The organism is Mesorhizobium abyssinicae, assembly GCF_049887195.1.
Classification (GTDB): domain Bacteria; phylum Pseudomonadota; class Alphaproteobacteria; order Rhizobiales; family Rhizobiaceae; genus Mesorhizobium; species Mesorhizobium abyssinicae.
Genome location: NZ_JARAKC010000004.1, coordinates 427956 through 448690, shown reverse-complemented (window position 1 = coordinate 448690; position 20735 = coordinate 427956). Strand labels below are relative to the sequence as shown.

The following is a 20735-nucleotide window of genomic DNA, read 5'->3' as shown; positions in this document are numbered from 1 at the left end:
TCAAATTTTATGCTTATTCTATTGGGGTTTTACTCAATGTCTACTTCGGGTTTTTGCGTCAAATAAATCCGACTGTGGGATGGTCTCCTCGAACGGGGAGACTAAGCAATGAAAAAGACGAGGGGCAAGCTATTGCTCATGGCAATAGCGATGCAGCTTTCCGCTTGGGGAACGGCATATGCGGGACCGGCCTTCATGCACACCGGCGGCCGCACCACGCAGCCGGTCGGCCATTATGAATTCTGCCAGAAGCTTCCGCAGGAATGCACCGAACGCACGCCGAAGCAGGCGCCGATCGAACTGACGCGCAAGCTGTGGGCAGCGATCGTCAACATCAACAATTCGGTCAACACCAGGATCACGCCGCGCACCGACATGGAAATGTGGGGCAAGGAAGAGGTCTGGTCCTACCCCGACAGCGGTTTTGGCGACTGCGAGGACTATGCGCTGGAAAAGCGCCGCGAGTTGATGGACATCGGCGTGCCTGCCGGCGCCCTGCTGATGACGGTGGCCCGCCAGCCGAATGGCGACGGCCACGCGGTACTCACCGTGCGCACCAGTCTCGGCGAGTTCATCCTCGACAATCTGCAGCCCAAGGTGTTGGCCTGGACCGACACCCCCTACACCTACCTCAAGCGCCAATCGACAGAGAATTCGGGCGTTTGGGTGACGATCAATGACGGCCGCGAGGACGCGGTCGCCAGCGTCCGCTAAGGCGCCAATGCATGCCGCCCCGTGGGGGAATTTGGGGCGACGGCATGCATGAACAAGTTAAGGGCGTCGCCCTCATGCGACGTGCTTAGGGAGAAAACCCGGTCGAGTCCCCACCCTCCCCGTCCCCAACGACCGGGTTTTAGGAGCCGGCCCTGTCCCCGGGCCGGCTCCGCCATTTCTGGCCAAGATACCGAGACCCCGGCAGGATGATACGGCTCAGTAGTCCGGATTTCTGTTTGCGGCCGCCTCTGCTACAACAGCAAGCAGCGCAAACCGGGGCCTGGTTGTGGTATCTCCGGCTAGAAATCGAGAGTTCGAGAATGCGCCAGCCGGGGGACGTGCTGCATGCCGACCGAAGCCCGATCGCCGCGCCTAGCGGTTCTCATCGACGCCGACAACGCTTCTGCCAAAATCGTCGATGGTCTGTTCGAAGAGATCGCGAAGATCGGCGAAGCCAGCGTCCGCCGCATCTACGGTGATTTCTCGAACGCGCGATCGAAAGGCTGGAATGAAGTCTTGTCAAAGCACGCGATCATTCCGCAGCAGCAGTTTGCTTACACGCTCGGAAAGAACGCTTCCGACATCACGCTGGTGATCGACGCGATGGATCTGCTTCACAGTGGTCGCTTCGACGGCTTCTGCCTAGTCTCTTCCGACAGCGACTTCACGCGGCTTGCTGCGCGCATACGCGAACAAGGTGTCGATGTTTTCGGATTTGGAGAGCAGAAAACTCCCTTGAGTTTCCGGCAGGCATGTCGCCGTTTCGTCTATACCGAAAACCTTCTTCGCAGTGTCGAGAATTCTCAGAATGCAGCACCGGTAACGAAACCACTTCAGCCCCCGAGCGCTGCTACACCAATACTGAAGAAAGTCATCGCTCAAATGGACAGCGAGGATGGCTGGGTGCTCCTTGGCACTTTCGGCAAGCAGCTCTCAAATCTCTTTTCCGATTTCGACCCTCGCACCTACGGCTTCGGCAAACTAAGCGATCTGGTGAGAAAGACAGCCGCATTCGAGATTGAAAATCCCAAGGGCGGGGCCATGCGAATACGGGTCAAACCTGCGACAAAGAAAGGGAAAAACAAATCCGAGTGAAGGCGCCATTGCTGGAAATTCCCGAAGACTGCTGCGAACGCGCCAGGCTGTTCAAGGCCATAGATGACGCCTTCAAGGCCGGCGATTTCGACGGGCTCGGCATTGCCCTGGGCGGCGCGCCGCGCTGGTTCGACGAGCGCATGCCGTTCGAGCTCGGCCTCGGGCATCCGCTGGAGTATGCGATCTACTGGAGTCCGCTTGCCTTCATCTCGGCTTTGATCGAAGCGGGCTCGAATCCGAACTGCGGCGACCATGCCGGATTTCCCTCTATCATCGCGGCGCTCTCCACCGAGCGGCCGGACAAGCACGACATCATCCGCGTGCTGATCGAGCGCGGCGCGGATCCCGACATGCGCGGCGTCAACGACTGGACGCCGCTGCACTATGCGGTGGCGATGCGCGATGCCGAGGCGATCCGCCTGCTTCTCGCGGCCGGCGCGGACCCGGCGCTCAGAACCCGCATCGACGACTATGCGACGGCGCTGGAGGAGGCCGACAATGCCGGCTTTGAAGCCGGCGCTTCGCTGCTGCGCGAGGCGCTGGGAAAGCCTGGCTCGAATCCTGGCCGGAAACGTTGAGAGATGCCAACGGCCGCCGCCGGTCGCGGCCTCAGATCTTCTTCAGCCCGGCCTTGAAGCGCTTGCCGTTGGCGACGTAGTGCGCGGCCGAGCCGCGCAGCCTGGCGACTGCGGCGTCATCGAGTTCCCTCACGACCCGCGCGGGCGAGCCGACGATCAGCGAATTGTCGGGAAACGCCTTGCCCTCGGTGACCAGCGCGCCGGCGCCGACCAGCGAGTTCTTGCCAATCCTTGCTCCGTTGAGCACGATGGCGCCCATGCCGACCAGGCTGTTGTCGCCGATCGTGCAGCCATGCAGCAGCGCGCGGTGACCGATCGTGCAGCCCTCGCCGATGGTCAGCGGAAAACCTGGATCAGTGTGCATCACCGTATGCTCCTGCACGTTGGTCCCGGCGCCGATGGTGATCGGCTCGTTGTCGCCGCGGATGACGACGCCGAACCAGAAGCCGGCATCGCGGCCGATGCTGATGTCGCCGATCAGCGTCGCGTCCGGCGCGATCCAGTTGCTGTCGGCATCCACGAAGCTGGGCGCTTTTCCGTCGATCGCATAGGTCGGCATTGTCCGTCTCCGAATCGTCTCACGCTGGAAAGTGAGCCGACCCTAGGAGACCGGTCGCCCAGGATGCAATGGCGAGCAGGACGACGCCCTGCGCCAGCGCCCAGGCAATCGCCGTGCACCCACACGACATCAGCGCCAGCGTGGTGATGCGGCCTTGCCTGCGGGCATCCAAAGCGTCATTGGCGAGCATGAACGGCCCCGCGCATGCCGTCGCGGCCAGCGATCGCAGTATGTGCGAAGGCGACACATAGGGCTCGGCGAAGGCAAGCCTGCGGCCGCTGGCCAGTTCCATCGCCGACCCCATCAGGCCGCCGGCGGTGAGGCCGACGGCGAAAGCAAAGAGCACCAGCTCCACAGCACCCATCTTTACCTTCCGTTTACCATGACGTCGCACAGTCGCATCCGACAGGCGCGCTGCAAGAGCCATGCCGCGCAATGTGTGCCGCCCGGGGACATCCAGCGGATCGGCGACCGTAACGGGGATAGCGATGAAGCAGGCGGCGACCGCGAGTGGCCCGGAATTCGAGGTTGTCGATTCCACGCTGATGAAGCGGGTGTTCTATGCCTTCGCGGCGCTGGCGCTGCTTTCGGTGGCGATCAGCCTCGGCGGCAAATGGTTGGGACGCTCGATCGCCATGGCCGGCTACACCGACGACACGACCATCCATGAGGTGGTGATCGGCAACAATGTCATTGCCGTCCCGGCCAATTTCATCCGCTTCGAGCAGGCGCGGCGCGACGGCATCGCCTCGCGCCTCGATCTCTATATGCGCTACCCCGAGATGGACGGCTACAGCACAGCCGCGCGCGACGACTTCAACCATACGGGCACGCGCAAGAACGTGGTCTTCCTTTCGTTCGAGCAGCAGATGATGTCGCGCGACATGAGCGGCCGCTTCGCCCCGATCTACAGCGCGCTGATCGTCCAGCCCGGCACGCCGGGACCCGGCGGCACGACGCTTTACGGTTTCACAGAAAAATCAGGCTATCTCAACGAGGTGCTCGCGGTGGCCGGCCGTCCGGGCAAGGATCCGTTCGTTGCCCGCTGCCTGAGTGGACCGAGCGCGGAGGAATCGCTGGCGCCTTGCGAGCGCGACCTCCAGGTCGGCGATGGCCTCAGCCTCACCTATCGCTTTCCCAGGGAATTTCTCGGCAACTGGCAGGCGCTTGACGCGGCGATCGCGGCGGCGGCCGCGCATGTCCTGAAGACAGGACGATAGGGCACGAGGCCATTACAAGACAGGAAGCGTTGACCGGGCTGCGCTGACGCAGGCCCGGCCAGCAGAGGGCTCAGCCCAGGTCGATGTCGAGAATTGCCATCGAGAAATTGTAGTCGCCATCGTCCTCGTCCTTGAAGACGATGCCGAGGAATTCGTCGCCGACATAGACCTCGGCCGAATCTTCCTTGCGCGGGCGCGCCTTCACCTGGAGCTTGGGATTCTGGAAGACGCGCTTGAAATAGGCGTCCAGCTTTCTGATTTCGTCCGGCTTCAACAGTCTTCTCCGATCGTCGGGCTTGCTGGGTTGAACGCGCTTCTGGCACGTCGACAATGGCGATGTAAAGGCAAGCCGGCGGCAGAACGAAAGCGCCTCCGCATCTGCGGCCGGTTTCAGCCGCGCGGGCGGGCGCCCCGGCCTCAGATATCGAAGCTGACGACGTGGTCCATCGTTTGCGAGGGCAGGAGCTGGTCCATCTGCCTGGAAGGCTGGTCGCAACCGGTCTCGCCGACGACGCGCGCCGGCACGCCGGCGACCGTCTTGTTGTGCGGCACTGGTGACAGCACGACCGATCCGGCCGCGATCTTCGAGCAATGGCCGACTTCGATGTTGCCGAGGATCTTGGCGCCGGCGCCGATCAGCACACCGCGGCGGATCTTCGGATGGCGATCGCCACCGGCCTTGCCGGTGCCGCCGAGCGTCACTCCGTGCAAGATCGAGACATCGTCCTCGATCACCGCCGTCTCACCGACGACAAGGCCGGTGGCGTGGTCGACGAAAATGCCCTTGCCGATGCGGGCGGCGGGATTGATGTCGGTCTGGAACACCGAGGAGGAGCGGCTCTGCAGGTAGAGCGCGAAATCCCGCCGGCCCTGGTTCCACAGCCAGTGCGCCAGCCTGTGCGTCTGGATGGCGTGGAAGCCCTTGAAGTAGAGCACCGGCATGATGAAGCGGTCGCAGGCCGGATCGCGGTCGTAATAGGCCTGGATGTCGACGCGCACCGTGGCGCTCCAATCGGGATTGTCGGCCAGCATGGCGTTGAAGGTCTGACGGATCAGGTCGGAACCGACATCTTGATGGTCGAGGCGCTCGGCGAGGCGGTGGATCACCGCTTCCTCCAGGCTTTCCTGGTTGAGGATGGTCGCATAGAGGAACGCCGCGAGCAGCGGGTCGCGGTTGACCGCTTCCATCGCCTCGTCGCGGATCGAGCGCCAGATCGGATCGACCGGCTGCACAATGCTGGGGCGGGCAATCGTAATGCTGTTCATAGACGGTCTCCGGCCTGCCGGCTCCTTACCGGCCGCACATATAGGCCAGATCATAGCACGGGGGAACTCAATTTTCCTTAGTGCTTTGTCAAATGGATTTGGTTCATCGGAAATCAAGCGGCCATGGAAAACGAACCCTTGCGGCCTGCACGCACTGGCCGCACCGGGTTCGCTGTGATGTCAATGCCGCCCGCTTAGGTCGGCAGCGGCTTGCCGGCCTGCTCCGCCACCATGTATTCGGCATACCAGTCCGGCCAGTTCTCGTCCCGCTGTCCGCCGGTCCGCTTCTCGTGCTCGCCATGTGCCGCCGCCGCACGCCGCAGCGCGGCGGCAAGCTCCGGGGAAGAGCTGAATGTCGTATCGTGAGCGTCGACGCGCCCGGGCAAGCGCTGGGTGATTTCCTGCAGCAGCCAGCCATTGCCGTCCGGATCGCTGAACGAGGCGAACGAGGAATAGCTGCGTCCCTCCGGATGCCTGCCGCTGAGCGATGGCTGCCCGGGGCCCGCGCGATGATACACTTCGCTCGCCTCGACCCCTCGCGCTACAAGTTCGGCGCGCGCGGCCTCGATATCGGACACGATGAGATAAAGCACCTTTGCCGAGCCGGGCGCCGCCGATGTGATGCCGGTGCCGAAGTGGATCGAGCACGGCGAACCTGGAGGCGTGAACTGCACGACGCGAAACGCGTGGCCGACCGCGAAGTCGGCGTCGAGCCTCCAGCCCAGCCCGCCATAGAAAAGCTTGGCCCGATCGACATCCGAAACAGGAATAACGACGGCCTCAAGCTTCATGTCGATGGTGGTCATGCCAACCTCCCTGGGTTTGAGTGCCTCGAGAAGGCAGCTTCCCGCCGCGATGCGTTTTGGTCAATCCGGTGCCGGTGGGGTCTGCAGGCGAATTGCCCGATGCCATACAGGGTCGACTTGCGTCGCCCTGGCTCCCGGCGTCAAATGTCGGAAGGGTGAAGCAGCATGGAAAACGAAGCCTTGATCGACGAAGCGTTGAGAAACGAGCTCTCATCGCTCTATCTGGCACCGGATCGCCACTACCACAGCCTTGCCCATATCGAGGCGATGCTGGCGCTGGCTGGCGAGCACGAAGCCCTGCTCCACGATCCCGTAGCGGTGCACGCAGCGATCTGGTTCCACGACGCCATTTATGGCAGCCGGGCCAAGGACAACGAGGCGAAGAGTGCCGCTCTTGCAGAGCAAAAACTCGCCGGCCGCACCGACGCCGGGCGCATCGGCCGCATCGCCGCGATGATCCTCGCCACCGCCACGCACGAATTGCCAAGCTCGGGCGATGCGGACTTCATCCGCGACACTGCGCTCTTGCTCGACATGGACCTGGCAATCCTTGGCGCCGCGCCCGATACTTTCGACACCTATGAGCGGGCGGTACGCCAGGAGTATCAATGGGTTGAGGAGCCGATGTGGCGCGCCGGTCGCGGCGCGGTGCTGAAGAGTTTCCTCGCACGTCCGCATATCTTCCACACCGATGAATTCCGGCGACGGTTCGAGCCCCAGGCCAGACAAAACCTGGCGCGATCGCTGCAAGCGCTCGGAGGTGTTAGCTAATCCGGGAACGTCTCCATGCGCTCGGCATACGGCCTGAAGCCTGCGCGTCTGTAGACAGGCTGCGCATTGGGATGGTCATAGGTGTCGGTGTGCAGCCAGAGCCGTTCGGGCCGATATGACCAGATCGCGCGAAGCGACCGGTCGAGCAGGAACGGCCCGAGCCCGCGGCCCTGGAAGGCGGGCACGAGCCCGAAATGGGTGAGTTCGACGACGGACTGGCCAACGCCGTTGAACTCGCACAGGCCTGCCGCCTCGCCGTCGACGCGCAGGACATGGACATGCGTCGCCGGACTGGCGAGCAGCCGTTCGAGGTCCGCCGCTTTCATGCGCAGCCGCTGATCCCACTGCACGGCTTCGCCGACGGCGCGGTAGATGCCGATATAGCTGACCATATCGAGCGTTTCGCGCTCCGCCACCGCGCCCGCGACCGGAGCGGAAGAAGCCGCGCCGGACGGCGGCTCGGTCATCTCCATATAGGTGACGAGAAGGTCGACCATGGTCCTGACAGATGCGGTATCAGAGCGGGTTTTCGGCGTAAAACTCCAGCACGCGCTGCTTGAAGCTCTTGTCGCCGACTGCCAGCATGTGGTCGCGGCCCTCGATGTGGAACGCCCGGGCGTTCGGCATCAGCGCCGCCAGTTCGTCCGGTGAGCCGCCGATGTCGTCCTTGGTGCCGACAGCGACCAAGGTCGGCTGCGCGATCCGCGCCATATGGTCTTCGCCAAGCAACTCGCGCGAGGTGGCGATGCAGGCGGCAAGCGCCCGGCGATCGCTGCGCGTCTGGTCGGCGAAGGCGCGAAACGAGCGGCCGCGCGGATGCGTCGTCGTTGCCGGGTCCTCGGCAAGCAGCGCTTCGGCGATCGGATCCCAGTCGCCGACGCCGTCGACCATGCCGATGCCGAGGCCGCCGAACACCAGCGTCGCCACCTTGTCCGGGTCGGAAAGCGCCAGGAACGCCGAGATGCGCGCGCCCATCGAATAGCCCATCACATGGGCGCGTTCGATGCCGAGATGGTCGAGCAGGGCGGCGCCGTCGGAAGCCATTTTCGCCGGCGTGTAGTCGGCCTCGTTGTAACTCTTCGACGACGAGCCGTGACCGCGATTGTCGAAGGCAATCGCCCGGTAGCCGGCATCGTTCAGCGTCTTGAACCAGCCTGGCGACACCCAGTTGACATAGTGGCTGGAGGCAAAGCCGTGGATCATCAGCACCGGATCGCCGTGGCCCGATGCCGGCTGGCGATCGAGATAGGCAAGGTCGAAACCGTCATGCGAAAAATACTGCATCGGCAAAGGTCCGGATTGTTCAGTTGGGATCGACGCTCGGCGCATCGCCCTTGTCAGGCGCCGGCTTGGCCGGCCCCGACGCCGTGCCGATGGCCGGATGGCGCAACAGGTCGCCGTCCGCGATACCGTCCTTGGCGGCCGTGCCTGCCTTGAGCTCGAGCACGAAGCGCACCGGTTCGCCGGGCGAGATGATCGCCTCGGACTGCGGCTCGCCTTGCAAGATTGCCCGGATCCTGCCGTCCTGGCCGACGAAGATCAGGTCGAGCGGCATCGGCGTGTTCTTCATCCAGAAAGTCAGGTCCCTGGACTCCTCGAACACGAACAGCATGCCGTGATCGTCGGCCATCTGCTGGCGGAACATCAGGCCCGCCTCGCGCTCGTCGGGCGTGTCGGCGATCTCGATCGAAAAGGAACGCTCGCCCGATTTCGTCACCGCCACCAGCGGCGTCGGGTCGACCGGCAGGATCATGGCCTGGCCGTCCGCCGAAGTCGGCCGCTGCGAATAGAAATAGGCGCCCGCCGCGACGACGATAGCCATCGCGATGCAGATCGCGCCTGCCGTCAGCCAGTTCCTGTGAAGCATGTAAAATCCTGAGCCGGGACGTCGTCCCAAGGTGTGTTGAGATTCAGGTCAGGCCGAGTCCGGAATGGTGGTTTCCGAGAGCCGGAGCGGAGCGTACTTCAAGTACGTGAGCGCCGGAAGCACGGGAAGCCGCCATTTGCAGGCCGGCATCACCTGAATATCAACACAGCTTAGTGCGAGACCGGCAAGGTGCCCATATCGGGATGAATTTCGGCAGCCATAAGGCCTTTGTCACCGCGGCCGAAGCGAACCAGCACGACCTGGCCGGGCCTGAGCTCGGTAATGCCGTAGCGGCGCAACGTCTCCATGTGGACGAAAATGTCCTCGGTGCCCTCGCCCCGGGTCAGGAAGCCGAATCCCTTGGTGCGGTTGAACCACTTCACCAGCGCCCGCTCGAGCCCGCTCTCCGGCGTCACGGTGACATGGGTGCGCTGTTCCTGCATCTCGGCCGGATGGACCGCCGTGCTGGCATCCATGGAAAGAACGCGGAACGCCTGCAGGCCGCGATCGCCCTGCTTGACCAGGCAAACGACGCGCGCGCCTTCCAGCGCGGTCTGGAACCCGTCCTTTCGAAGGCACGTCACATGGAGGAGAATATCACCGGAGACACCATCGTCCGGAAGAATGAAGCCGTAGCCCTTGGCTACGTCGAACCATTTGATTGCGCCGGCGATTTCGACAAGGTCGGCGCCTTCGCCGCCGCTGTCACGCTTCAAGGCGCCCTCAAGGCTTCCGTCCCGCCCCGTAAAAGAGGCCTTTTCCCCCATAAGAATGCCCCCTTTTTTCAACACAACCGCAACTGATTCTTGACATCAGATTAACACTGCGGCTTCCGGTCTGTGCAAGACCTGACGTGCCTTTTTTCACTGTTGAGCAGTGGAATACCTCATTTGTTGTTTGCCGGCATGTCCGCAGCCGGGGTGACGATGTCCTAAAATCGGACGCTGCCGCCGCTCCGGCTCTGCTTGACCATCGGATTGCCCTCTTGCCCCGGCGCTCCGGCGATTGCCCTTTGGCCGGGTGGCCCCTATGTTCCGCCGCGACGCAACGCCCCGGAGAAAGATCCCATGCGCTATCTGCACACCATGGTCCGCATCGCCGACATCGATGCTTCGCTCGACTTCTACTGCAACAAGCTCGGCCTGAAGGAAGTGCGCCGCTACGAGAACGAGCAGGGGCGCTACACGCTGATCTTCCTCGCCGCCTCCGAAGACGAACAGAGCGGCGTCACGGAAAAGGCGCCGCTGGTCGAATTGACCTACAATTGGGACCCCGAAGACTACAAGGGCGGCCGCAATTTCGGCCATCTCGCCTATGAGGTCGACGACATCTACGCCACCTGCCAAAATCTGATGGACAAGGGCGTCACCATCAACCGGCCGCCGCGGGACGGCAACATGGCCTTCATCCGCTCGCCGGACGGCATTTCGATCGAGCTGCTGCAGAAGGGTCCGGCCAAGGCCAAGGCCGAGCCCTGGGCCTCGATGGCGAACACCGGCAGCTGGTAGGCCGGCAACGCCGATGTGATCGGTCGCCTATGGCGTTTTGCGAGACGGCGCCTATCTATGCAGTCATGGCGCCAGCCTCGCGAGGCTGGCGTTTTTCTTGACCCATCGGAGAACCATCCATGCCGACCAGCCGCGCCGATGTCGCCACCGAACATGCCAGCCGCTACCTGCAGCAGCTCTGCAAGCACTGGGCGCACAAATTTCCGGTCGAGTTCGACCCGCACCACGGCGCCATCGATCTGACGTCGCTGGGACGCACCGTCATGGAGGCCGATGCCAAGGCGCTTCACATCGCCGTGGCAGCCGACGACGCCACCTCGCTCGAGCGGCTGGAAACGGTCGTCGCCGACCACATCAAGCGCTTTGCCTTCCGCGAGGAGCTGACCTTCGACTGGCAGAAGGCCGCCTGAGCCGAGGCATCAGGCACCCGCCTTGGTCACCATCTCCAGCAGCGCCTGCACCGAGCGCCAGTTGCGCGCGGTGCCCGGCACTTTCAGGGTGCGTGGAACGAGATTGGCGAACACCGATTTGCCGAGCCCCTCCGGCGCGTGCAGGTAAAGCACGTCGCGTTTGACTTCGAAGCTCTCCGGGCCGGTGCATTTTTCGGCGAGCCGGGCGATCTCCTCCGCAGTGGGTTCGCGCTCCAGCGCATAGGCATGCAGCTTGGTCGGCTCGCCGGCCACCTCCGGATATGGGTTTTCCTTCACCAGCCGCTCGAGCCAGCCGGCATCGCGCACCATGATGCGCGAATGGAACCCCCAATTCTTCTCGAAGGCGGCTTCCAATTTGTCGGTCAAGCTGGCCGCACCGCCCTTCCCTGAACGGAACACGACATTGCCGCTCTGCACGTAGCTGGCCACTTCGGAAAAGCCGAGGTCCTCGAAGAAGCTCCGCAACTCGGCCATCCTGACGATGCGGTTGCCGCCGACATTGATGCCGGAAAACAGCGCGACGAAAACCGTCCCTTTTCCGCTCATATGATGAACCCGGCCAGCGTCTCGTTGTCGGTGATGTCCTGGTACTGCACGCCCTCGGCGTCGAAATTCATTTTCAGCAGGTCGAAGTTGCGCCGGTCCTTGGTTTCGATGCCGATCAGCACCGAGCCGAAATTGCGCGCCGATTTCTTCAGATATTCGAAGCGGGCGATGTCGTCGTCCGGCCCCAGCATTTCGAGGAAATCGCGCAACGCTCCCGGCCGCTGCGGAAAGCGGATGATGAAGTATTTCTTCAGCCCCTCGAAGCGCAGCGCCCGCTCCTTGACGTCGGGGAGCCGCTCGAAATCGAAATTGCCGCCCGAAACCACGGCGACGATGGTCTTGCCCCTTATCTCCTTGCGGGAAAAATCCTTGAGCGCATCGATCGCCAGGGCGCCTGCCGGCTCGAGCACCACGCCTTCGACGTTGAGCATCTCGATCATCGTCGCGCAGAGCCGGTTCTCCGGGATCAGCCGCACCGCTTCGGCGGCAAATTCCCTCAGATGCCGCAGCGGCTCGCGGCCGATCTCGGCGACCGCGGCCCCGTCGACGAAGTTGTCGACCTTGGAGAGCTTGATCCGTTTGCCCGAGGACAGGCTCTCGCTGAGGCTCGGCGCGCCTGCCGGCTCGCAGAAGACAAAACGCGCCTCGCGATGCTGGTCGGCGAAGTAATGGGTGACGCCCGCCGCGAGCCCGCCGCCGCCGACCGGCAGCATGACGATGTCGGGCATGCGCGCGCCAGGCATCTGGTCGGCGATCTCAAAGGCGACCGTCGCCTGCCCCTCGATGATGTCCCTGTGGTCGAAGGGCGGCACCATATGCGCGCCGGCGCTCTCCGCGAATTCGAACGCGGCGCGATAGCAGTCGTCGAAGAAATCGCCGACCAGCCTGATCTCCACGAAGTCGCCGCCGAACAGCCGCGTCTTGTCGATCTTCTGCTGCGGCGTCGTCACCGGCATGAACACGACGCCCTTTTTGCCGAAATGGCGGCAGACAAAGGCAAACCCCTGCGCATGGTTGCCGGCGGAAGCGCAGACGAACAGCTCTGCCGCATTGCCGGCGGCCAGCGCCTTGCGAAAGAAGTTGAAGGCGCCGCGGATCTTGTAGGAGCGCACCGGCGTCAGATCCTCGCGCTTGAGCAACACCCGGGCGCCCGTCTTCTTCGACAGATAGTCGTTTTCCTGAAGCGGCGTCTCCGGGAAGATCTGGCGGATGGCGGCGGCGGCCGTGGCAACGCGAGAAGAAAAACTGTTCATGGCAAATCGTCCCGAAGCGTGCTGGGCGGTTAATGTTAGCCTATTGCACATCCGGCCCCGCAAGGCCATTGTCCGCCTGCCATCAGCCTCGCCGCGGGGCATTCCCGGTATCGTTGCAAGCACTTGGAGGCGTTTGTTCATGCCTGTTGCGTCGGTCGCCCTGAAAACCGTGTCGCTGCCGGAATTCGGCGAGCCGACCCTGATGCCGCTCATTCCTCGCGCCACCTACGAGGCGCGCATCGAAGCCTTGCTGGCGCGCGGCGCGAAGGCAGGCCTCGATGGCTTCGTCGTCTATGGCGACCGCGAGCATGCCGCCAATGTCGCCTACCTTTGCGGCTATGACCCCCGCTTCGAGGAAACGCTGCTGGTCTTCGTTCCCGGCAGGCAAGCAAAACTGCTGGTGGGCAATGAGGGCTGGGGCTATGCCGAGCTCTGCGACGGACCCTATGAGCGCATCCTCTACCAGACCTTTTCGCTGCCGGCGCAGCCGCGCGATCGTTCCGATACGCTGCCTGACATCCTTGCGGCCAGCGGGCTAAAGCCCGGACACCGGATCGGCGCCATCGGCTGGAAGCCGCTCGGCGCCGGCGATGCCGGCTTTGGGCGCACGACGCTCGACCTGCCGTCCTTCATCGCCGACACGCTGCGCGCGCTGGCCGGCGACAGGGGCGCGGTCGAGAACGCGGCCGATCTCCTGATCAACCCGGCTGACGGCTTGCGGGCGATCAACGAAGCCGATCAGCTCGCAGCCTTCGAATTCGCCGCGACCTTTTCCTCGCAAGGCCTGCGCAACGTGCTCCAGGGCATCGAACCCGGCATGACGGAGCTGCAGGCGGCGCGGCTGATGGGCATCAACGGCCTGCCGCAATGCTGCCACCCGATGCTGTCGGCCGGCCGGCGCGCGCCCTATGGCTTGCCGAGCCCCCGCCTCGACATCATCCAGCGCGGCGATCCGATCACCATGGCCTATGGCATCCAGGGTTCGCTGAACGCCCGCGCCGGCTTCCTGGTCGAGAGCGCCGCCGAGCTGCCATCGGGGATAAGCGATTATATCGAAAAGCTGGTCGCGCCGTATTTTTCCGCTGCCGTCGACTGGTACGAGACCATAGGCATCGGTGTCGCCGGCGGCGCGCTGTGGAAAGCGGTGCATCAGCGCATCGGCGACCCATTCTTCGGCGTCTCGCTCAATCCCGGCCATCTCATCCATATCGACGAATGGATGCATTCGCCGGTGTTTTCCGGCTCCGCGATCGAACTCAAGTCCGGCATGGCGCTGCAGGTCGACATCATCCCGGCAACCGGCAGCGCTTATTTCACCACCAATATCGAGGACGGCATCGCGCTTGCCGACGAGCCGCTGCGCGAGGAGATCGCCGCCCGCTATCCGGACGCCTGGCGCCGCATCGAGGCTCGCCGCGCCTTCATGGGCGATGTGCTCGGCATTCGGCTCAAGCCCGAAGTGCTGCCCTTCTCCAACATCCCGGCCTTCCTGCCGCCGTTCTGGCTTTCGCGCAACACTGCGATGGCCGTCGCCGGGCGCTGACGAGATTTTAGCTGGACGCGACTTACTTCCGCCGCACTTCGCCTGCTGGGGAGATGTCGCGGAGGGTGGACGGCCCTTTTTGGGCTCGAATGGAATTTTGACGTGCGTTTGAAGACGATTTGCATTCTTGCGCTTGCCCTGCTGGTGGCAGGCTGTGGCGGCCGCAAAACCGAGGAACTGCTCGGCAGCGCCGTGATGTCGACGCCGGTGACGGAAATCGCCGGCAACCATTCGATCTTTATCGCCACGACGCGCAAGCGCTCCGACGACCCCAACAAGGTCTTCGACGGCGAGCGCTCGGCGACGCTGAACTACGCCCGCGTCAACGTCACGGTTCCGGGCATCCACCAGCCCGGACAAATCGAGCGGCGCTCACGCGGCAAGTCGGACGACCCGGCGAAATATTTCATGGCCTCCGAGGTCGTCGGCTACGACACGCAGCCGAAATTCTCCAGCGCGCTCAGCGCCGACATCGCCGCGCGCGGCGGCCGCGTCATGCTCTTCGTCCATGGCTACAACACCGGCTTCGACGACGCCGTCTATCGGCTGACGCAGATTGCGCATGACTCCGGCTATCCGGGCACGCCGGTGCTGTTTTCCTGGGCGTCCGGCGCCAAGACCACCGACTATGTCTACGACAAGGAAAGCGCCAGCGCGGCTCGCGACCAGTTGGAGGTGACGCTGCGCATGCTTGCCCAGACCGGCGCGCGGCGCATCGACATCGTCGCCCATTCGATGGGAACCTGGGTGACCATGGAGGCGCTGCGCCAGCTCGCCATCACTGGCGACCGCGATCTCGGCGGCAGGCTCGGCGACGTGGTTCTGGCCTCGCCCGATATCGACGTCGACGTGTTCAAGAGCCAGATGCGCCGCTACGGCAAGCCGGACAAACCGTTCATCCTGCTTCTGTCCGACGACGACCGGGCGCTGCGGCTATCCGGCCTGATCGCCGGCTCGCGGCCGCGCGTCGGCGACTACAAAGACGCGGCCGACCTCGCCACCTATGGCGTCAGCGTCGTCGACCTCTCCAGCGTCAAGGGATCGGACAGGTTCAACCACACCAAATTCGCCGACAATCCTGAACTGGTGAAGATGATCGGCCAGCGGCTGCGCGAGGATGACGGCTTCGCCAGCGACCAGACGGTCACCGACCGCATCAGCCAGCTCGGGCAGTAGCTGATGGTGCCGCCCGGCCGGCGCGGTTGCCCGCCGCGCCCACTTTGAACTGGACCGGACCGGCCGCGGGCTTTATCGGATTGATCTGAGGCGTTATGATTTTCGCCCCTTGAGGGATCCCGGGTGATCGTGCGTTCGAAGACTGTCATAGTCCTTGCCTTCGCGCTCGTCGCCACGGGCTGCGCCGGCCGGAACACGCATGACCTGCTCAACAAGACGACGGTCACGGTGCCGGCCTCCGACATCGCCGCGACGCACGAGATCTTCGTCGCCACCACCCGCCAGCAGGCGACGAAGGACAAGCGGCAGGTGTTCGACGGCGATCGCTCGCTGACCACCAGCTACGCCCGCGTCGACGTCACCGTTCCCAAGGTGCATCAGGTCGGCGCCATCGAACGCGCCAGGGGTTCTGCCGACAGCAACCCGGCCAAGCAGTTCACCGCCACAGAGGTCGTCCACTATGGGGACCAGCAGCAATTCGCCAAGGCCGTCGGCTCCAGCATCGCCATAAGCGGCGACCGCGCTTTGGTCTTCGTGCACGGCTTCAACAACGGCTTCGACGATGGCGTCTTCCGGCTGACCCAGATCGCGCACGACACGAAATACCCAGGCACGCCGGTGCTGTTCTCCTGGGCATCGAGCGGCAAGACGACCGGCTATATCTACGACAAGGACAGCTCCACAGCCGCGCGTGACGACCTCGAGGCGACGCTGCGGATGCTGGCCAAGACCCACGTCAAGAGCATCGACATCATCGCCCATTCGATGGGAACCTGGCTGACGATGGAGGCGCTGCGCCAGCTCGCCATCACCGGCGACCGCGATCTCGGCGGCAAGATCGGCTATGTCATCCTGGCCTCGCCGGACATCGATGTCGACGTCTTCAAGAAGCAGATGATCCGCTACGGCAAGCCGGACAAGCCTTTCGCGATCCTGCTCTCGGGGGACGACCGGGCGCTGAAGCTGTCTTCCCTCATTTCCGGCGACAAGCCTCGAGTCGGCGACTACGGCAATGCTGCCGACCTTGCCAGCTATGGCGTGGTCGTGGCGGACCTGACCAACACCAAGGGCGGCGATCGCCTGAACCATGCCAAGTTCGCGGACAATCCGATGCTGGTGCAATTGCTCGGCGACCGGCTGCGCACACCAGCCGCCCTGCGCTCGACCGAACCTAACTCGGCCGAGTTCGACAATATCGGCCAAGGCATAGGAAAGGCCGTCGGCTCGGTTGCCGAGGTGGTCATCACCACCCCGTTCAAGGTGCTGACCATCGCTACCGGCGGCTGATCGATGGGCCCGCCACACGGTTTCAGATAAAAAGATCGACCTTCTGGAACGTCGTCACATCGATCAGTCCGACATCGGAAATCCTGAGCTCGGGAATGACTACCAGCGCCAGCAGCGAGTGCTGCATGTACGCGTTGTTCAGCGAGCAACCGACCTTGCGCATGGCTTCCGTCAGTTGCTCGGCCTTGGCCGCGACTGTCTCGGCGCGCTCGTCTGACATCAGCCCGGCGATCGGCATCTCGACCAGCGCCAGTTCCTTGCCCTTGGAGAACAGGACCACACCACCGCCGACCTCACCCAGCCGGTTGACGGCCAGCGCCATGTCCTGCTTGTTGGTGCCGACGACGATGATGTGATGCGCGTCATGCGCCACGCTGGACGCCATCGCGCAGTCCGCCATGTAGCCGAAGCCGGAGACGAAGGCATTGGTGACGCCGCCGGTGCCCCTGTGCCGCTCGACCAGCGCGATCTGGCAGACGTCGTTGCGCCGGTCCATGCCGACAAGCCCGTCCTCGACCGGCAGGTCGGCCTCCAGCGCCCGCGTCGGCGCCTGGTTCTCGATCACGCCGATGACGCGCACGCGTACCTCGTTGGCCCCCTTCGGCGCCGCCACGTCGAAATCCTTCGCCTTGAGCTTCTTGCCGAGCCTGACCGTGTTCTTGGCCGTCTTCGGATAGTCGTAGGCTGGGATGTCGATGTCGAGCTTGCCGCCCTTGGCCAGCCTGACGCCACGAGCATAGACCTCGTCGATGGTCATCGCCGCCAGATCCGAGACGATCAGCAGGTCGGCAAGCCGTCCCGGCGCGATCGAGCCGATCTCGCGCTCCAGCCCGAAATGCTGGGCGGTGTTCAGCGTCGCCATCTGGATCGCCGTCACCGGCTTCAGGCCCTGGCTGATCGCGTGTCGCACCACTCGGTCCATATGGCCCTCATGCACCAGCGTGCCGGAATGGCTGTCGTCGGTGCACAGGATGAAGTTGCGCGGATCGAGCCCGCTCTCCGTCACCGCCTTGATCTGCGAAGCGACGTCGTACCAGGCCGAGCCGAGCCTCAGCATCGCCTTCATGCCCTGGCGCACCCGCGCGATCGCATCTTCCGCGCGTGTGCCCTCGTGGTCGTCCTGCGGACCGCCGGCGACATAGCCGTGGAACGGCAGGCCGAGGTCGCGCGAGGCATAGTGCCCGCCGACCGTCTTGCCGGCCCTGACCGTGGCGGCGATCTCGCCCGACATCACCGGGTCGTTGGCGGCGACGCCCGGGAAATTCATCACTTCGCCGAGCCCGATGATGTTTTCCCAGCTCATCGCCTCGGCGACATCGGCGACCGTCAGCTCGGCGCCGGCATGTTCCAGCCCCGGCGCCGACGGCACGCAGGACGGCATCTGCACATGCACGTTGATCGGCATGGCGACTGCCTCGTCATGCATCAGCCGCACGCCGGCCAGGCCCAGCACATTGGCGATCTCGTGCGGGTCGATGAACATCGAGGTGGTGCCATGCGGGATCACCGCGCGGCAGAACTCTGTCACCGTCACCATGCCGCTCTCGACATGCATGTGCCCGTCGCAAAGGCCGGGCACCAGATAGCGCCCGCCCGCATCGACGACCTTGGTGCCCTGCCCGATGGCGTGGCCGGCATTCGGTCCGCAATAGGCGAAGCGCCCGCCGGCAATCGCAATGTCGGTGCCGGCGATGATCTCACCCGAATGGACGTTCACCCAGCGGCCGTTGCGGATGACGAGGTCGGCCGGCTTGCGGCCCATCGCGACATCGACCAGGTGCGTCGCCATCTCGGTCCACGCACGGGGTTTTGCGGGCCTTGCGGCCTTCGTTTTCGGCATTGGCGATTCCTTGGTTGTGGCCAGTCTCGCAAATGTCGGCGGGTGCCGCCAGAGCCGCCGGCCGGCATCCGGTCGGCAGGCCGCGCTTGTTGACTAACCCGGTTAAAAGGCGATGCTGACCGCGGACCGAACCGTAAGAGGGAAACATGACCCGTCTCTGGAAAGCGATCGCAGTCGTCGTCTTGTTGATAGCGTCAACCGCTCTTGCCGCAGCCGAGGAACGTTGGCAGACATTGCCGGAGCCGGCGGCCATGCCCAAACCCGAGCAGAGCGGCTATGCGCCGGTCAACGGCATCCAGATGTACTACGCCGTTTTCGGTGCGGGTGACCCGGTTCTGCTCATCCATGGCGGCCTCGGCCACGCCGACATCTGGGCGAGCCAGGTGGCGACGCTTTCCAAAACGCACAAGGTCATTGTCGCCGACAGCCGCGGCCATGGCCGCTCCACCCGCACGGAGCAGCCCTATGGCTACGACCTGATGGCGTCGGACTATCTGGCGCTGCTCGACTACCTGAAGATCGACAAGACCGCGCTTGTCGGCTGGAGCGATGGCGGCATTATCGGTATCGACATCGCGCTGCATCATCCGGAACGGCTGACAAGGCTCTTTGCGCAGGCCGCCAATGTCACCACCGATGGCGTCGATCCGGGCGTGATGACCAACAAGACCTTTGCGGCCTACATCGAGCGCTCTGGCCGCGACTACAAGAAGATGTCGAAGACACCGGACCAGTATGACGCCTTCGTGGCGCAGATCAGCCATATGTGGGAGAGCGAGCCGGCGTGGACCAAGGAACAACTCGGCAAGATTACCACGCCGACGGCGATCGTCGCCGGCGACCATGACGAGGCGATAAAACGCGAGCACACCGAATACATGGCCTCGGTCATTCCTGGTGCGAAGCTGATCATCTTGCCCAACGCCAGCCATTTCGCCATGCTGCAGGCGCCGGACGAATACAGCAAGGCGGCGCTGGATTTCATCGACGCCAAATAGCCAGAAAGCTGGAATGCTCGTCGGTCGCTGACGATAATTCGGATTGGCGGAAAATGGCAGAGACGATCAGGTTCGCAATCTTCGCAGTGTCGGCCGGCCTTGCCGGACTGGCATTCTTTACCTTGCATTCGTTCTGGACATGGGGCGTGCCGATCCTGATCTTCATCGCCGGCTCGGTGCTGTCCGAGTTCGCCTTCAACCGTCTGGCACCGCCTCTCGAGAAGCAGCGCGACCTGGAGGATCGGGTGCGCAACCCGCCGGCGTAAACCGTTGTTGAATGAAGCCAATTCCGTTTCGCGGCGAATAAGGCTAGGTTGTACCAGGGAGTCTTTCGAAACCGCCATTTCGGAGAGCTCGATGCGTCGATTGACGCTCGCCAGTGCCGGTTTACTTGCGCTGCTGTCCGGGTCGGCCCAGGCGGCGGACGTAGGCGCCGATCTGCCAATGACGGCCCCGGGCTTCGACTGGACCGGCTATTATGCCGGCCTGCAGGCCGGCTATGGCTGGGGCCGCGCCGACATGGGCTCGAGCGGCGGCGCGCCGTTTTCCGCCTCGCCCGACCTCGATGGCGGTTTCATCGGCGGCCAAGTCGCCGGCCTCTGGCAATTCGACCAGGCGGTGCTCGGCGCCGTAGCCGATCTCAACTATTCCTCGGTCGACGGCGCGGCGGACCTCGGCCTCGGAGATTCCGCCGGCGCCGAGCTGAAATGGTTCGGCTCCGTCGATGCCAAGGCCGGCTATGCCATGGACCGCGTGCTGGTCTACGGCATCGGCGGCATCGCTTTCGCCGGCATCGAAGCGTCACGCAATGGCGTTGCCGACACGCGCACGGAAGTCGGCTGGACGCTCGGCGCCGGCGTCGACTATGCCCTGACGGATAAATTCGTGGTTGGCGCCCAATACCGCTACTTCGATTTCCGTTCGGAGCACTTCGATATCCCGGACGACCGCGATCAGGACGTCAAGCTCCACACGCTGGGGGTGAACCTGAGCTACAAATTCTGACCGCAAGACAGTCCGCCAGGACGCGAAACGCAGGCGGCCTCCCCGTTGCTCAGGGATCTCGATTTCGACGGAAATGGGGTGGCCGGCGCCCGCAGGGGGCGGGGAATGGGTGGGGCCTGAAAGACGCCGGCCTGCGCGGATCAGGTCCGCCGCCAGATAAACTTAGCGACGCCGGCGAAAAGCGTAATTCCGTGATCGCACCAGGGCGATCCGGAGCGCCTTTTCGATCCCGAGCTGACCGAGAGGCCGGGCCGGGATCGTGCTGGAGGCAT

Annotated in this window: 25 protein-coding genes; 13 read left to right on the top strand and 12 right to left on the bottom strand. The window is 63.9% G+C overall.

Annotation, left to right across the window (positions count from 1 at the left end):
• Nucleotides 1-108: 108 nt before the first annotated feature.
• The 3 genes from PU724_RS12545 (at nt 109) to PU724_RS12535 (ending at nt 2387) form a co-directional block, all read left to right on the top strand.
• Nucleotides 109-714 (top strand): transglutaminase-like cysteine peptidase, encoded by a 606-nt coding sequence (locus PU724_RS12545; protein WP_354421944.1) that lies wholly within the window; start codon nt 109-111, stop codon nt 712-714.
• A 345-nt stretch (nt 715-1059) separates the two neighbouring features.
• Nucleotides 1060-1809, top strand: coding sequence for an NYN domain-containing protein (locus PU724_RS12540; protein ID WP_354421946.1), 750 nt, complete (start codon nt 1060-1062; stop codon nt 1807-1809).
• 8 nt (nt 1810-1817) lie between these two features.
• Nucleotides 1818-2387: an ankyrin repeat domain-containing protein gene (locus PU724_RS12535; protein WP_354422461.1), complete on the top strand. Its 570-nt coding sequence runs from the start codon at nt 1818-1820 to the stop codon at nt 2385-2387.
• Between the two features lie 31 nt (nt 2388-2418).
• Here PU724_RS12535 and PU724_RS12530 read toward each other — a convergent pair whose 3' ends face one another.
• Together PU724_RS12530 and PU724_RS12525 are read right to left on the bottom strand one after the other, a co-directional pair.
• The gene (locus PU724_RS12530) at nt 2419-2946 is read right to left on the bottom strand and encodes a gamma carbonic anhydrase family protein (protein ID WP_354421948.1); all 528 of its coding nucleotides are present in this window, start codon (nt 2944-2946) and stop codon (nt 2419-2421) included.
• A 19-nt stretch (nt 2947-2965) separates the two neighbouring features.
• Nucleotides 2966-3310 carry a DUF6949 family protein gene (locus PU724_RS12525; RefSeq protein ID WP_354421950.1) on the bottom strand — a complete coding sequence of 115 codons (345 nt, stop codon included), beginning with the start codon at nt 3308-3310 and terminating at the stop codon, nt 2966-2968.
• Between the two features lie 124 nt (nt 3311-3434).
• On the opposite strand from PU724_RS12525, the gene PU724_RS12520 reads away from it, so the two are divergent.
• Nucleotides 3435-4166 (top strand): hypothetical protein, encoded by a 732-nt coding sequence (locus tag PU724_RS12520; RefSeq protein WP_292106572.1) that lies wholly within the window; start codon nt 3435-3437, stop codon nt 4164-4166.
• Nucleotides 4167-4236: 70 nt separating this feature from the next.
• Here PU724_RS12520 and PU724_RS12515 read toward each other — a convergent pair whose 3' ends face one another.
• From PU724_RS12515 to PU724_RS12505, 3 genes are all read right to left on the bottom strand, one after another.
• Nucleotides 4237-4440: a DUF3126 family protein gene (locus PU724_RS12515; RefSeq protein WP_042644432.1), complete on the bottom strand. Its 204-nt coding sequence runs from the start codon at nt 4438-4440 to the stop codon at nt 4237-4239.
• Between the two features lie 143 nt (nt 4441-4583).
• Nucleotides 4584-5432 (bottom strand): serine O-acetyltransferase, encoded by an 849-nt coding sequence (gene cysE / locus PU724_RS12510; RefSeq protein WP_127285831.1) that lies wholly within the window; start codon nt 5430-5432, stop codon nt 4584-4586.
• A gap of 194 nt (nt 5433-5626) precedes the next feature.
• Nucleotides 5627-6238: a VOC family protein gene (locus tag PU724_RS12505; RefSeq protein ID WP_354421953.1), complete on the bottom strand. Its 612-nt coding sequence runs from the start codon at nt 6236-6238 to the stop codon at nt 5627-5629.
• A 165-nt stretch (nt 6239-6403) separates the two neighbouring features.
• Here PU724_RS12505 and PU724_RS12500 point away from each other — a divergent pair, with 165 nt between their 5' ends.
• Nucleotides 6404-7009, top strand: a complete 606-nt coding sequence (locus PU724_RS12500) for an HD domain-containing protein (protein ID WP_354421954.1) — start codon at nt 6404-6406, stop codon at nt 7007-7009.
• Here PU724_RS12500 and PU724_RS12495 read toward each other — a convergent pair.
• From PU724_RS12495 to PU724_RS12480, 4 genes are all read right to left on the bottom strand, one after another.
• Nucleotides 7006-7506, bottom strand: coding sequence for a GNAT family N-acetyltransferase (locus PU724_RS12495; protein ID WP_354421956.1), 501 nt, complete (start codon nt 7504-7506; stop codon nt 7006-7008). The two genes, PU724_RS12500 and PU724_RS12495, sit on opposite strands and share 4 nt — an antisense overlap.
• Before the next feature lie 19 nt (nt 7507-7525).
• Nucleotides 7526-8293, bottom strand: coding sequence for an alpha/beta fold hydrolase (locus tag PU724_RS12490; RefSeq protein ID WP_292171311.1), 768 nt, complete (start codon nt 8291-8293; stop codon nt 7526-7528).
• Nucleotides 8294-8312: 19 nt separating this feature from the next.
• Nucleotides 8313-8876, bottom strand: coding sequence for a DUF192 domain-containing protein (locus PU724_RS12485; protein ID WP_292171314.1), 564 nt, complete (start codon nt 8874-8876; stop codon nt 8313-8315).
• A gap of 170 nt (nt 8877-9046) precedes the next feature.
• A complete protein-coding gene (locus PU724_RS12480; protein ID WP_127285837.1) occupies nt 9047-9643 on the bottom strand; it encodes a cold-shock protein in 597 nt (198 codons plus the stop codon).
• A 300-nt stretch (nt 9644-9943) separates the two neighbouring features.
• Between PU724_RS12480 and gloA the strand changes: the two genes are divergently transcribed.
• Both gloA and PU724_RS12470 read left to right on the top strand, forming a co-directional pair.
• Complete coding sequence (gene gloA, locus PU724_RS12475; RefSeq protein WP_127285838.1) at nt 9944-10384, top strand: lactoylglutathione lyase; 441 nt, start codon at nt 9944-9946, stop codon at nt 10382-10384.
• Nucleotides 10385-10503: 119 nt separating this feature from the next.
• Nucleotides 10504-10794, top strand: a complete 291-nt coding sequence (locus PU724_RS12470; protein ID WP_126054341.1) for a DUF2218 domain-containing protein — start codon at nt 10504-10506, stop codon at nt 10792-10794.
• 9 nt (nt 10795-10803) lie between these two features.
• On the opposite strand, the gene PU724_RS12465 is transcribed toward PU724_RS12470, so the two are convergent.
• Complete coding sequence (locus PU724_RS12465) at nt 10804-11361, bottom strand: DUF1697 domain-containing protein (protein ID WP_354421960.1); 558 nt, start codon at nt 11359-11361, stop codon at nt 10804-10806.
• Nucleotides 11358-12614 (bottom strand): threonine ammonia-lyase IlvA, encoded by a 1257-nt coding sequence (ilvA, locus tag PU724_RS12460; protein WP_354421962.1) that lies wholly within the window; start codon nt 12612-12614, stop codon nt 11358-11360. The genes PU724_RS12465 and ilvA overlap by 4 nt, the downstream gene beginning before the upstream one ends.
• A gap of 139 nt (nt 12615-12753) precedes the next feature.
• On the opposite strand from ilvA, the gene PU724_RS12455 reads away from it, so the two are divergent.
• The 3 genes from PU724_RS12455 to PU724_RS12445 all read left to right on the top strand — a co-directional run bounded on the left by PU724_RS12455 (nt 12754) and on the right by PU724_RS12445 (nt 16620).
• Entirely contained in the window at nt 12754-14157 is a 1404-nt protein-coding gene (locus tag PU724_RS12455) for an aminopeptidase P family N-terminal domain-containing protein (protein WP_354421964.1), read from the top strand.
• 102 nt (nt 14158-14259) lie between these two features.
• On the top strand, nt 14260-15333 hold the full coding sequence (locus PU724_RS12450; RefSeq protein ID WP_127391525.1) for an alpha/beta hydrolase: 1074 nt from the start codon (nt 14260-14262) through the stop codon (nt 15331-15333).
• 123 nt (nt 15334-15456) lie between these two features.
• Nucleotides 15457-16620 (top strand): alpha/beta hydrolase, encoded by a 1164-nt coding sequence (locus PU724_RS12445; RefSeq protein ID WP_354421967.1) that lies wholly within the window; start codon nt 15457-15459, stop codon nt 16618-16620.
• A 22-nt stretch (nt 16621-16642) separates the two neighbouring features.
• Here PU724_RS12445 and ade read toward each other — a convergent pair whose 3' ends face one another.
• Nucleotides 16643-18460, bottom strand: a complete 1818-nt coding sequence (gene ade, locus PU724_RS12440) for an adenine deaminase (RefSeq protein WP_320319985.1) — start codon at nt 18458-18460, stop codon at nt 16643-16645.
• Between the two features lie 146 nt (nt 18461-18606).
• On the opposite strand from ade, the gene PU724_RS12435 reads away from it, so the two are divergent.
• The 3 genes from PU724_RS12435 to PU724_RS12425 all read left to right on the top strand — a co-directional run bounded on the left by PU724_RS12435 (nt 18607) and on the right by PU724_RS12425 (nt 20463).
• Nucleotides 18607-19458 (top strand): alpha/beta fold hydrolase, encoded by an 852-nt coding sequence (locus PU724_RS12435; RefSeq protein ID WP_354421969.1) that lies wholly within the window; start codon nt 18607-18609, stop codon nt 19456-19458.
• A gap of 53 nt (nt 19459-19511) precedes the next feature.
• Entirely contained in the window at nt 19512-19724 is a 213-nt protein-coding gene (locus tag PU724_RS12430; protein WP_127391529.1) for a hypothetical protein, read from the top strand.
• 91 nt (nt 19725-19815) lie between these two features.
• Nucleotides 19816-20463: an outer membrane protein gene (locus PU724_RS12425; RefSeq protein WP_354421972.1), complete on the top strand. Its 648-nt coding sequence runs from the start codon at nt 19816-19818 to the stop codon at nt 20461-20463.
• Nucleotides 20464-20735 lie beyond the last annotated feature (272 nt).

What these genes read in the sequence shown, in the direction of transcription:
- PU724_RS12520 (WP_292106572.1), top strand. Translation starts at nt 3,435, where the DNA reads ATGAAGCAGGCGGCGACCGCGAGTGGCCCGGAATTCGAGGTTGTCGAT.
- PU724_RS12465 (WP_354421960.1), bottom strand. Translation starts at nt 11,361, where the DNA reads ATGAGCGGAAAAGGGACGGTTTTCGTCGCGCTGTTTTCCGGCATCAAT.
- PU724_RS12425 (WP_354421972.1), top strand. Translation starts at nt 19,816, where the DNA reads ATGCGTCGATTGACGCTCGCCAGTGCCGGTTTACTTGCGCTGCTGTCC.
- cysE (WP_127285831.1), bottom strand. Translation starts at nt 5,432, where the DNA reads ATGAACAGCATTACGATTGCCCGCCCCAGCATTGTGCAGCCGGTCGAT.
- PU724_RS12505 (WP_354421953.1), bottom strand. Translation starts at nt 6,238, where the DNA reads ATGACCACCATCGACATGAAGCTTGAGGCCGTCGTTATTCCTGTTTCG.
- PU724_RS12500 (WP_354421954.1), top strand. Translation starts at nt 6,404, where the DNA reads ATGGAAAACGAAGCCTTGATCGACGAAGCGTTGAGAAACGAGCTCTCA.
- PU724_RS12455 (WP_354421964.1), top strand. Translation starts at nt 12,754, where the DNA reads ATGCCTGTTGCGTCGGTCGCCCTGAAAACCGTGTCGCTGCCGGAATTC.
- PU724_RS12470 (WP_126054341.1), top strand. Translation starts at nt 10,504, where the DNA reads ATGCCGACCAGCCGCGCCGATGTCGCCACCGAACATGCCAGCCGCTAC.
- PU724_RS12430 (WP_127391529.1), top strand. Translation starts at nt 19,512, where the DNA reads ATGGCAGAGACGATCAGGTTCGCAATCTTCGCAGTGTCGGCCGGCCTT.
- PU724_RS12435 (WP_354421969.1), top strand. Translation starts at nt 18,607, where the DNA reads ATGACCCGTCTCTGGAAAGCGATCGCAGTCGTCGTCTTGTTGATAGCG.
- ade (WP_320319985.1), bottom strand. Translation starts at nt 18,460, where the DNA reads ATGCCGAAAACGAAGGCCGCAAGGCCCGCAAAACCCCGTGCGTGGACC.
- PU724_RS12485 (WP_292171314.1), bottom strand. Translation starts at nt 8,876, where the DNA reads ATGCTTCACAGGAACTGGCTGACGGCAGGCGCGATCTGCATCGCGATG.
- PU724_RS12525 (WP_354421950.1), bottom strand. Translation starts at nt 3,310, where the DNA reads ATGGGTGCTGTGGAGCTGGTGCTCTTTGCTTTCGCCGTCGGCCTCACC.
- PU724_RS12480 (WP_127285837.1), bottom strand. Translation starts at nt 9,643, where the DNA reads ATGGGGGAAAAGGCCTCTTTTACGGGGCGGGACGGAAGCCTTGAGGGC.
- PU724_RS12490 (WP_292171311.1), bottom strand. Translation starts at nt 8,293, where the DNA reads ATGCAGTATTTTTCGCATGACGGTTTCGACCTTGCCTATCTCGATCGC.
- PU724_RS12540 (WP_354421946.1), top strand. Translation starts at nt 1,060, where the DNA reads ATGCCGACCGAAGCCCGATCGCCGCGCCTAGCGGTTCTCATCGACGCC.
- PU724_RS12495 (WP_354421956.1), bottom strand. Translation starts at nt 7,506, where the DNA reads ATGGTCGACCTTCTCGTCACCTATATGGAGATGACCGAGCCGCCGTCC.
- gloA (WP_127285838.1), top strand. Translation starts at nt 9,944, where the DNA reads ATGCGCTATCTGCACACCATGGTCCGCATCGCCGACATCGATGCTTCG.
- ilvA (WP_354421962.1), bottom strand. Translation starts at nt 12,614, where the DNA reads ATGAACAGTTTTTCTTCTCGCGTTGCCACGGCCGCCGCCGCCATCCGC.
- PU724_RS12545 (WP_354421944.1), top strand. Translation starts at nt 109, where the DNA reads ATGAAAAAGACGAGGGGCAAGCTATTGCTCATGGCAATAGCGATGCAG.
- PU724_RS12530 (WP_354421948.1), bottom strand. Translation starts at nt 2,946, where the DNA reads ATGCCGACCTATGCGATCGACGGAAAAGCGCCCAGCTTCGTGGATGCC.